General features: G+C 35.0%; 7 protein-coding genes. 6 read left to right on the forward strand and 1 reads right to left on the reverse strand.

From position 1 onward, the window contains the following. The 3 genes from AC07N0_RS18135 to AC07N0_RS18145 all read left to right on the forward strand — a co-directional run. On the forward strand, positions 1–699 hold a 699-nt coding region (locus tag AC07N0_RS18135; protein ID WP_494590333.1), incomplete at its 5' end, for a hypothetical protein. Next, positions 689–1,312, forward strand: coding sequence for a hypothetical protein (locus tag AC07N0_RS18140; protein ID WP_494590335.1), 624 nt, complete (start codon positions 689–691; stop codon positions 1,310–1,312). The genes AC07N0_RS18135 and AC07N0_RS18140, both read left to right, overlap by 11 nt. A gap of 335 nt (positions 1,313–1,647) precedes the next feature. Beyond that, positions 1,648–3,987, forward strand: coding sequence for a T9SS type B sorting domain-containing protein (locus AC07N0_RS18145; protein WP_494590337.1), 2,340 nt, complete (start codon positions 1,648–1,650; stop codon positions 3,985–3,987). Positions 3,988–4,193: 206 nt separating this feature from the next. Here AC07N0_RS18145 and AC07N0_RS18150 read toward each other — a convergent pair whose 3' ends face one another. After that, positions 4,194–5,522 carry a sigma-54-dependent transcriptional regulator gene (locus AC07N0_RS18150; protein ID WP_494590339.1) on the reverse strand — a complete coding sequence of 443 codons (1,329 nt, stop codon included), beginning with the start codon at positions 5,520–5,522 and terminating at the stop codon, positions 4,194–4,196. A 359-nt stretch (positions 5,523–5,881) separates the two neighbouring features. Between AC07N0_RS18150 and AC07N0_RS18155 the strand changes: the two genes are divergently transcribed. The 3 genes from AC07N0_RS18155 to AC07N0_RS18165 all read left to right on the forward strand — a co-directional run bounded on the left by AC07N0_RS18155 (position 5,882) and on the right by AC07N0_RS18165 (position 11,626). Further along, positions 5,882–7,795, forward strand: a complete 1,914-nt coding sequence (locus AC07N0_RS18155) for a YgiQ family radical SAM protein (protein WP_494590340.1) — start codon at positions 5,882–5,884, stop codon at positions 7,793–7,795. Positions 7,796–8,004: 209 nt separating this feature from the next. Continuing rightward, positions 8,005–10,128, forward strand: a complete 2,124-nt coding sequence (locus tag AC07N0_RS18160) for an outer membrane protein assembly factor BamB family protein (protein ID WP_494590342.1) — start codon at positions 8,005–8,007, stop codon at positions 10,126–10,128. Between the two features lie 538 nt (positions 10,129–10,666). Then, complete coding sequence (locus AC07N0_RS18165; protein ID WP_494590343.1) at positions 10,667–11,626, forward strand: sugar phosphate isomerase/epimerase family protein; 960 nt, start codon at positions 10,667–10,669, stop codon at positions 11,624–11,626. The last annotated feature ends 50 nt before the right edge of the window (positions 11,627–11,676 follow it).

The following is an 11,676-nucleotide window of genomic DNA, read 5'->3' on the forward strand; positions in this document are numbered from 1 at the left end:
GAAGATGGAGGACAAGAATCATTTACGCCTTATGGTTATGTGTTTAATAATCCAATTAAATATACTGACCCTGATGGAAAATTGCCAACAGCAGTCGCTGGAGGTATTATTGGTTTTGTAACCGAAGTAGGAACACAGATGGCTGTAAATCATTTTTCTGGTAAGAGGTTGACAGATATTGATTGGGCAGATGTAGGTGTTGCAACAGCAGTAGGCGCTGCAACAAGTGGTTTGAGTGTATTAAATACATCAAGCAAAGTTGCTAAATTATTGAAAATTGGTTTAGATGTAGCAAGCGAAGGTGTTAAAGCATCTATAGATGTGAAAACGGAGGAAAATGGAGGTGTTCAAACTGTATTTAACGGAAAAAAAGAAGGAAAAACTGCTGTTGCAGATTTAGCGTTAGGACCTGGAGGAGGTATGGCAGGAAAAGTGGGAGGGAGTGTAGCAAAGGGCCTTTTTAATAGCAATAAATTGATAAAAGCATTAGAAAAGCAAATTCTTTCTTCGGAGAAGTTTTTATCTAAAGCATTTACTGAGAAAGGGAAAGCTTTGGGTTCGAAAATGTTATCAGAAGCAAAAGGTAAATTATCTAGTGCGAATGAAAATGCAAATGTTGTAGGAAAAATAGCACAATTAGGTACAGCAGTAGCGGCTGGGACAAAAGGCGATAAAATTAAAAAAGAAAATGGTCTATAATAAAATAATAAAAGAAACTATTCATAGTCTATTAGCCTTATTAGGTATGTTTTTAATTGTCTATATTATCATATATTTTGATAAAAAAGACTCACATGAAATTATACAAAATGGAGTAAAAACAATTGGAAACGTTTCTCCTAGAATAGGGAAAATTTTTTTGACATATACACTTGATAAAAAACAATGGTCTAATTATCAGAATAGTCCATTCTCTGGAATTCAAGATGGAGAAAAATACGTTATCATTGCAGATAAGAGAAATTTCAATAATGTACTTATCCAATTTGATAAGCCTGTAATTTTACGAAAAGACGTAAATTATTTTCGCAAAACAAAAATACAATCACTAGAAAAAGATTTGTTTAATAATGAAAAAGATGTAAAATTTTCATATTTAGTCAAAGGAATACCTTATAAAAGATTTCAAAAAATACCTATTAATCAGAAAATAGATTTCTCTGAAAAGAATATTTATGAAGTAATTTATGATTTACGTAATCCTAAAATTGCTTACTTACTTTTGACTGATATTCCTATAATGTTTCCTCTGCTGGTACAATTATCAAGCAAAGAGTCAGGTATACCAAAAAAATATTCCGCTTTTAACTGAAAGAGAGTACTTCATAGGAAAATATCATTTTGCCGTTGTTGGTGTTTTTTCACCAACAACCTATGCGACAGCAACACACCGTAAAGACAGGTGATATTAAGTATTGCTTAGTAAAGACAATTTAGGCAATATCCGTGTAGTAATAGATGATGAGCAGGATGTTCAGGTATGGCAGAAGAATAGTTATAGTACCAAAAGAAAATAAGCGTTTTAATTTTAGTAAGCCAAATAATAAAGACAATAAAATATCACTAGAAACCCTACATCATTCATCTATGAATATGTTTATTAAGATTGTTTGCAGTTTCACACTCTTATTACTAACAGCAACCTGTTTGAGGGCTGATCATATTGTGGGTGGGCATATTGAAATGCAGGCTATCGGTAAGACCCCTGGTAAATATACAATTATATTGAAATTATACTTCAATGCCCTTAACCCATCAAACGATATCCCCAACACAGTTGAAAGTGTGGGTATATCCCAGAAAAGCAATCACAAATCAATTACTGTAATTGGCTTGCCTATAAGTAAACAGACCTTATTTGAATATAGTAATGAAGATTGTGCTAAACTTAATAAGTTAAAAATCATAGAAGTTACTTATGAGAATGTATGGGAAGTAGACCCAGAGAACTTTCAGGACCCAACAGGATATTATATCTATCATGATCGTTGTTGTAGAAATGCAGGAATTACAAATATTGTCAGTTCTCATCTAGCAAGTATGGCGTTTTATACGGAATTTCCTCCGATGAAACGTAATGGAAAGCTGTTTCTAAATTCCACACCCTCATTCAATGTCCTTAGTGGTGAATATGTATGTATAAATGACCCTTTTAAATACAATTTTAATGCAAAAGATGTAGATGGAGATTCTCTTCATTATGAATTAGCCACACCACTATTGGGTAAATCAACCATTTTTGAAACAGAAAGACTATGGAGTGGGCCATTTACCAATATCACTTGGCAGACAGGATATGGTTTATCCAACACTATTCCGGGTTCACCTAATTTAAGTGTGGATGGTAAAAGAGGTGTTATTACAGTAACCCCAAATCAATTAGGACTTTTTGTTTTTTCGGTAATTTGTACAGAATATAGAAAAATAGGAAGGGTTTATGTAAAACTAGGTATTACACAAAGAGATTTTCAACTAAAGGTGATTGATTGTCCTATTCCTACCAATCTACCAGACCCTGTTATTTCAGTATTAGAAAGGCCGGGGACAGACCCTACTATTTGTTTTGGTGATAAGGTCACATTTCAAGCTACGACTAACCCAAACTGGAATTACCAATGGGAGTTAGATGGAGATAATATTCCTGATGCCAATTATGATAAGCTAGTTGCCAATAAACCGGGTATTTATAATTTGACTGTATCCCTTAAAAATCAATGTACTAAATCAAGGACATCGAGACAAATTACCCTTAAACTACAAAACGAAAATGTTAAATTGAAAGCAAGTGAAAAGTCATTTTGTGAAGGGGGAAAAGTTCTGCTTGAAGCGCCATTAGAGGGTAATAATTTTAGTTATATATGGTTAAAGGATGAGCAAATACTCAATAATGTTGAGCAGAAAATAGAAGTCAATAAAAGTGGTAAGTATTTTGTTGCCATTGCTGATAATACAAAGCCTACTAATTGTCCAGCTGTAAGTGATACGATTTTTGTAGAAGAGTTTATGAATCCAGAAGCAGAACTTAAATCCGATAGAGCCAGTAACTTAATATGTGAAGGAGAAACAATTTTATTAAAAGCGAATGAAGGAGATGAGTTGCAATATGAATGGCAAGTAGATGGAGTTAGCCTTACTACAACTACTAAACCTGAATATACTGCTAGTCTCAAAGGTGATTATACTGTCATAGTTATCAATAGTAATAATTGCAAGAAAATGTCAGACGTCATAAAAATTGAGAGTGTATCAAAAGAGGAAATTAAAATGGATAGTATTCCTCCAATATGTGATCTCAATAAAGGAGTAATTTCGTTGAAAGCTTATCCAAGTGGTGGTATTTTTAAAGGTTCAGGAATTGTTGATCAAAATAAAGGAACGTTCAATCCAGATTTGGCAGGACTTGGGAAGCATGCAATTAGCTATGAATACAAAGGATTATTACAGTGTCAGTCTGGGACTGCTCAAAGAGATATCATTATTTCAGAACCTTTTAAATTAAATTTAACCCCCAAAGAATTTAATATATGGAAAGGGGCAAGTGTATCTTTAGTGGCACCTGATTTTAAGGGTTTTAAATATAAATGGTTCCCTGACAATACTCTTTCTGATGGGCAAATAGCATCACCAGTTGCCAGACCAAGTGAGACAGTGACATATACTTTAGTTTTGACTAATGACCAAGGTTGTATATCTCAAGATACAGTTAAAGTAAATGTTACACAAAAAATTTGGATACCAAATGCCTTTACTCCTAATGGTGATTCTCAAAATGATAACTGGATATTATCAGGAACAGAAAGTTATCATGATGTTGAAGTAAGTATTTATAATAGATGGGGCGATATAGTGTTTTATTCAAAAGGCTATACAACTCCTTTTGATGGTAACTATAAAAATGAACCTTTACCTGTAGATACATATATTTACAGAATTGTCATACCTAGTAAAGGTTTTCTTTTTAATGGTTCATTATTAATTGCTCGGTGATTGGGTTACGCCTTTTTTTATAATAAGTTTCAGACAATATTGCTTTTTTAGCTATTTCTTGGCGACGTCCACTTTTTCTACCTTTGTTGTAGTATGCTGGGGTTTGTCTTTTTACAACCAATATTAAAAAACAGCTAGTTTTATTTATTCCCGGCAAATTTTCAGAGATAAATAACGCTGATTTTCGGAGATTTTAGAAATAATAACTAATTTATTCCATATTCTTCGATTTTGCGATAAAGGGTTGTCAGTCCAATGTTTAATAGGCGGGCAGTTTCGGTTTTATTACCTTTTGTATGTTTTAGTACTTTTTGAATATGCTGTTTTTCAATGGTTTGTAAATCAAAAGAATAAGATTTTGTAGCACTATTTTCAGTAGGAAATTGAATCGTAATCGGTAAACTATCTACCGTCAATTGTCCATTTTCATTCAAGATAATGGTTCTTTCAATGACATTTTTTAATTCACGGATATTACCTTTCCAGTCATAATTTTCTAGTTTCTCAAGAAATTCATGTTGTAAGTCACCAATCTGAATATTGAATTTCTTTGAAAACTCTTTCGTGAAGAAACGAGCAAGCACCTCAATATCTGTTTTTCGTTCACGAAGTGGTGGTAGAGCAATTTGAAAAACCGAAAGCCTATAAAATAAATCAGAGCGAAAATGACCTTCGTTCACTTCCTGACTCAAATCCCGATTAGTAGCTGAAATAATCCGAACATCTACCTTGATAAGTTTGGTATCCCCTACCCTCATAAATGTTCCTGTTTCAAGTACTCTTAACAATTTGGCTTGTAAATCCAAAGACATTTCACCGATTTCATCCAGAAAAATAGTACCTCCATCGGCTTCTTCAAACAACCCTTTTTTATCTTTGGTAGCTCCCGTAAACGAACCTGCCTTATGTCCAAACAATTCAGATTCAAGGATTTCTCTGGAAAACGTAGCACAGTTTACGGCCACAAAATTCTTGGATGTTCTTGTGCTTTCCTGATGGATGGCATTTGCAAAAACTTCTTTCCCTGTTCCTGTTTCACCTGTCAATAAAACAGTCGTATTGGTTCTAGCTACTTTTTGGGCTAAGCTAATTACCTCCTTAATCTGTTTAGATTTACCAAGCACTTTATCAAATCCTTGATGCGTATTCTGAACCGTTAATGGTTGATTTTGTACTTTATCCATTGCCAAGCTAAGCATAGGCAATATTTTTTCGTTATCGTCTCCTTTTACTAAGTAATCAAAAGCGCCATTCTTCATGGCTTTGATGCCATCCTGAATAGTTCCATAGGCAGTCATTACGATTATTTCGAGCTGTGGGTATTTTTCTTTAAACTTTTGAGTAAACTCCACACCATTACCATCAGGCAATTTTACATCTGATAATACCACTTGTATCGCCTGATTTTCAAGGATCTTCCAAGCAGATTTTAAATCTCCTACTTCTGTAACAGCATAATCTTCTAGCTCAATAATCCTTTTGAGTAACCCCCTGAGTTGCTTTTCATCATCGATAATCAGTACCGTTCCTTTCATCCTTATATGCTCTGGGCTATTGCCCAATTTAACTTATATTCGGCTAAATTAATGTTTTTTTAGCATTTCGACTTTCCCGTTTTTTCAAAGACAGATTTCAATCAAAAAAAGTATTGAAGTAAATATCTCTAAGTAGGCACGATTTATGATTGCTAAGTAACAACGGGTATCATTAGAATTTGATGCAAAATATCAGCCATTGTTGTTTACAAAAGTCGTCAAATAACTGGGCATAAAATGAGTAAACTCCTTTTAATTAGCTGATTATAAATTTGATAGTCATTAATAAATAGTTTTTATCGGCTTAATAATTCACTAGAAATGACTTTTGTCATTGATTTCTTGCGTAATTTTGTGCTATGATTGAAAGACCAATAACCGACTGGTTGCCTCTGACCAAAAAAGAGGTTGAAAAACGTGGATGGGAGGAATTAGATGTAATTCTAATTTCAGGGGATGCGTATGTAGATCATCCAGCTTTCGGAACGGCTGTGATTGGTCGTATTATAGAAAGTGAGGGATTCAAAATTGCCATTGTGGCTCAGCCCAATTGGAAAGATGATTTACGTGATTTTAAAAAATTAGGGAAACCAAAATATTTCTTTGGCGTAACGGCTGGCTGTATGGATTCAATGGTGAATCATTATACTGCCAACAAACGTCTGCGTTCAAATGATTCATATACACCAGGCGGCGAAGCAGGTTATCGTCCTGATTATGCTACTACCGTTTATACCAAAATCTTAAAGGAGTTATACCCTGATGTTCCAGTATTAATTGGTGGTATTGAAGCGTCTCTTCGCCGTGTTACGCACTATGATTACTGGCAAGATAAGCTTTTACCTTCTATTCTATACGATTCAGGAGCCGATATGTTGGTTTATGGAATGGGCGAACAACCACTTCGTGAAATTTTGCGCATGGTAAAACAAGGAATTCCTTTAGATACCATCCGCAACATCAACCAGATTTCGTATTTACAGCCCTCTACCGAACCTCTTGGAGAATTCAACAATTGGGATACTGTAGAGATTTCAAGCCATGAAATTTGTTTGAAAGATAAAATCAAATACGCTGCTAATTTTAAGGTGGTGGAAGTGGAATCGAACAAATGGCAAGCCAACCGAATTATTCAGAAAGTAGGCGATAAAACATTGGTGATTAATCCTCCTTTTAAAACAATGGAGGAAAAAGAAATGGATGTTTCTTTTGATTTGCCTTATACCCGTATGCCCCACCCTAAGTATAAAAAGAGAGGTCCGATTCCATCTTACGAGATGATTAAGTTCTCGATTAATATGCACCGTGGTTGTTTTGGGGGATGCAGTTTCTGTACTATTTCAGCACATCAGGGCAAATTTATTGCCTCGCGCAGTGAGAAATCAATCATGAAGGAGGTGGATCAAATTGTGAAACACCCTGAATTTAAAGGATATATCTCTGATTTGGGTGGACCTTCAGCAAATATGTACCAAATGAAAGGGAAAGATGAATCAATTTGTAACCGTTGTCAAAGTCCGAGCTGTATTCACCCTGTTATTTGTTCGAATTTGGATACTTCACACACACCACTGACGGAGATTTATAAAAAAGTGGATGCTCACCCAAGTGTCAAAAAAGCCTTTGTTGGTTCGGGGGTTCGTTATGATTTATTGGTGGATGATTTCAATAAAAATAACCAAGACGGCAACCATGATATCTACATGGAGCAGTTGATAACTCGCCACGTTTCTGGTCGTTTGAAAGTTGCTCCAGAGCATACTTCTGATGCCACCTTAAAGGTAATGCGTAAGCCTTCTTTTAAATATTTCAGAAAATTTAAAGAAAAATATGATAACATTCAGGCGAAGCATAACTTGAAACAACCGTTGATTCCTTATTTTATTTCATCACACCCAGGTTGTGAAGAAGTTGATATGGCAAACCTTGCTGCTGAAACCAAAGATTTAGGATTTCAATTGGAACAGGTACAAGATTTTACCCCAACACCTATGACGGTGGCAGAAGTAATTTATTATTCTGGGGTACATCCTTATACCTTACAGCCTATCATTACAGCAAAAACCAAGGAAGAAAAGTTAAATCAGAATAATTATTTCTTTTGGTATAAACCGGAATTTAAAGATTGGATTCGTAAGCGTTTGCACAAACTCAATCGTCCAGATTTGGCTGAACGTTTGTTGAAAAGCCAAAAGCAGGCAGCCATTGATAAGGTTCTTGGTGAAGACCTTGTCACTAAGACACAAAAGAAAAAAAATAATTTCAGACGATAAAAAATAAGGTGTTCAAAATTGTATAATTTGAACACCTTATTTTTTTATATTCTTCTCCAAGGCTTTCAGTATAAGCACCTATAGCAAAAGTATGAATAAAGTCATAAAATATGTAAATTTGAAAAGCCTTAAAATGTATCTGGATGCTGGTTTGAATCTCATTTACCAATTAAGAACTATAGACTGAGTACAACTAAATTGACAACTTTATGCAAAAAATCTATCTAGTATTGGCATTTTTGGCGACAGCCTTATTAACAGCGGCCTATTTGCCAGAAAAGGATAATCCAAATAATGAAAATACTGGATGGAGTGAATACCTAGGAGGACCAGAACGTAATCACTATTCTAGTCTTACGCAAATTAATAAATCAAATGTCAATCAATTAAAAGTAGCTTGGGAATATCATACCCTTGATTCTGGACAAGTACAATGTAACCCGATTATAGTAAATGGCGTAATGTATGCTGTTACAGCTACCAATAAACTCTTTGCATTGGATGCTGCTACAGGGAAGGAATTGTGGAAATTCACTAACACAGCCAACGTTTCTCTCAATACCAATCGTGGGGTTACTTATTGGGAAAGTAAAGATAAAAATGATGCTGATGTACCTAGAATCATCTTTGCTCTCGGTTCTTACTTGTATGCTGTTGATGCTAAAACTGGACAACTAATAGAAAGCTTTGGTGATAAAGGCAAAGTGAGTTTGAAAGAAGGTTTGGGAAGTACAGCCATCAATAAATTTGTCATTTCAAATACCCCTGGTACTTTATATGAAGATAACATCATCATGCCCCTGCGTCTTTCGGAAGGTGCAGATGCCGCTTTAGGCAATGTGCAAGCTTTTAATGTACGCACAGGTAAACTCTCTTGGGTTTTTCATACTATTCCCGAACCTAACGAATTTGGATACAATACTTGGCCAAAAAATACTTACAAAAATACCGAAGTTGGTGGAGCCAATAACTGGGCTGGAATGGCTGTTGACCGTAAAAGAGGAATTGTTTTTGTGCCTACTGGTTCAGCCGCATTTGATTTTTATGGCGGAAATCGTAAAGGGCAAAACCTATTTGCTAATTGCTTGATTGCCTTAGATGCCAACACTGGCAAAAGATTATGGCATTTTCAATTTGTTCACCATGATATTTGGGATAAAGACTTGCCTGCTCCTCCAAACTTGGTAACCATTACAAAGAACGGGAAGAAGATTGATGCTGTCGCTCAAGTAACTAAAACAGGACATGTATTTGTATTTGATAGAGTAACGGGTAAATCGTTGTTTCCTATTAAAGAAACACCTTTCCCTAAATCAAACATACCCGAAGAAAGTACATGGCCAACACAGCCAATTCCTACTTTGCCTGCTGCTTTTTCTAGACAAACTATTACTGAAGCAGATGTGAACCCTTATTCAGACGACAAAGCAGCTTTATTAAAAACTATCCAATCATCCCAAAAAGGTTTATTCCAACCTCTTAACAAAAAAGAGACTTTGTTATATCCTGGCGCAGATGGTGGGGCTGAATGGGGTGGTGCAGCCGTTGACCCTGACGGTATCATGTATGTAAACGCCAACGAAATGGCTTGGATATTTAGCCTAAAATCAACCCCGAAAGAGGATGAACTTGCACACTTGAGTCCGGGACAAAGACTTTATACCAATACTTGTTTGGTATGTCATGGCAAAGAACTCAAGGGAAATCCTAAAAGTGGCTATCCTTCGCTAGTAGATATTTCTCAAAGAAGAGACCGTGAATATGTCACTAAAATCATTGCTTCAGGAAAAGGAATGATGCCAGGCTTTGCTCATCTTTCAACCATTGATAGACAGGCCTTGGTTGCGTTCTTGTTTGGTGATGAAAAAGTAGAAGCAACTGTTTCAAACGCCAAAGATAAGACGCCTTACATTCCTTATCAATTCAATGGGTACAACAAATTCATTGACTCTAAGGGCTATCCCGGTATTCGTCCACCTTGGGGAACACTTACAGCCATTGATTTAAATACAGGTAAACAACTTTGGCAAAAACCATTTGGAGAATATCCAGAACTAAAAGCCAAAGGCATTCCTACCACAGGCTCTGAAAATTATGGTGGCCCTGTTGTTACAGCAAGTGGACTATTATTCATCGCCGCTACGAAAGATGGTATGTTCAGAATTTTTGATAAAAAAACTGGCGATATTCTTTGGGAAACAAAGCTACCAGCTGCTGGTTTTGCTACACCAAGTACCTATTTATTGAATGGAAAACAATATATCGTCATAGCTTGTGGTGGTACTAAGCTAGGTACTAAAAAAGGAGATAGCTATATCGCTTTTTCTTTGTAAAATATAACAGTCGGCTACCGCAATAGTGGTCGACGATCTATCGCCTGTATAAGGCTATTTTGATAAAATCTCTTATTTTATTTAGATGAATCTTCTTTGTCTCTAGTCCTTTAGCAGACTTAAATAACATCCATTATTGATAAAATATATCTTGGTGGCAATATGCCCACTCCCAATATCACAATGATAAGCTGCTTCATGACTATTCCAGTCCTTTACAAATTTTCTGGCATCCACTGATAATTTATAGCAACTATTGGTATTCCCATTTCAAGAATTGCCCCTGCCATTTAAATAACATTAATGATTGAAAACTTACACTTTTTGATATTATCATCAAATACTTTATCCAGATGATTTAATAGTGACTGGCTTTTATTTATAATTATTTCAATAAAAATATTTAATATTTTGGCAATAATGTATTTTTTTGTACTATTGTATCATAATGATAAAATAGTACTTAAAGAGTATTTATCCAATTTAGAAAATCAATCAAAAACACAATACATATATCTTAAATCAACCTGAAAATTACATGAATCAAAGAAGAGACTTTCTCAAAAAGATGGGATTGGCAAGTGCAGGCTTACTGATGGCACAGTCAGAAATGCTAATAGCACGGTCGTTTGCTAAGCCTAAACAAATAGGCTTGCAATTATATACCCTTCGTGATGAATTATCAAAAGATGTAAAAGGAACTATCAGTAAAGTTTCAAAAATTGGCTTCAACCACGTTGAAACTTTTTTTGGTTATACTGGTGATGCTAGCAAAGATTTATTTTGGAATTTGAAAGCGAGTGAATTAAAGCAATTATTATCCGACAATAATCTTGTAACACACAGTGGGCATTATCAACTAAACGACTACCTTACACCAAACAATGGTAAAGATGATGCCTTAAAGTTTCAAATTGAGCAAGCTGCCACTTTAGGACAGAAATATTTAGTTGTACCAGTACCACCATTTGGTTTAATCGACAAAATGACATTGGATGACTATAAATTTATGGCAGCGCAATTAAACAAAGCGGGTGAATTGTGTCATAAATCTGGGGTACAATTGGGTTATCATAATCACTTTTGGGAGTTTAAGATTTTACAAGATAATAAATCGGGGTATCAAATCCTGTTAGAAGAAACAGACCCAGCATTATTAAGTTTTGAATTGGATTTGTTCTGGACAGTAAAAGCAGGACAAGATCCTGTAGCGTTATTCAAAAAATATCCAAAACGTTTTGTCATGTGGCACGTGAAAGATATTGATAAACAATTCGCCAAAGCGGTGTATCCAGATGCCAACAAAAAAGGGATTTTCGATACTCTACGCGAAGTGAAATTTACTGAAGTAGGTACTGGAGCCGTTAATTTCAAAGAAATTTTTGCGCATAACAAAGACCTTCAATATATTTTTGTAGAACAAGACCAGATTTATAAAGAAGATAAATTTGAAAGTGTTAAAATGAGTTACGATTATATTAAAAAGAATCTTATATAAGATTAGTCTTAAAATCATTTATTCGTAGCTGGTGACATAAGTCACCAGCT

This window comes from Arcicella sp. GW821-FHT09D11 (genome assembly GCF_059416265.1).

Excerpts from the sequence above, each read along its gene's own strand:
- AC07N0_RS18140 (WP_494590335.1), top strand. The coding sequence starts at position 689 with ATGGTCTATAATAAAATAATAAAAGAAACTATTCATAGTCTATTAGCC.
- AC07N0_RS18150 (WP_494590339.1), bottom strand. The coding sequence starts at position 5,522 with ATGAAAGGAACGGTACTGATTATCGATGATGAAAAGCAACTCAGGGGG.
- AC07N0_RS18155 (WP_494590340.1), top strand. The coding sequence starts at position 5,882 with ATGATTGAAAGACCAATAACCGACTGGTTGCCTCTGACCAAAAAAGAG.
- AC07N0_RS18160 (WP_494590342.1), top strand. The coding sequence starts at position 8,005 with ATGCAAAAAATCTATCTAGTATTGGCATTTTTGGCGACAGCCTTATTA.
- AC07N0_RS18165 (WP_494590343.1), top strand. The coding sequence starts at position 10,667 with ATGAATCAAAGAAGAGACTTTCTCAAAAAGATGGGATTGGCAAGTGCA.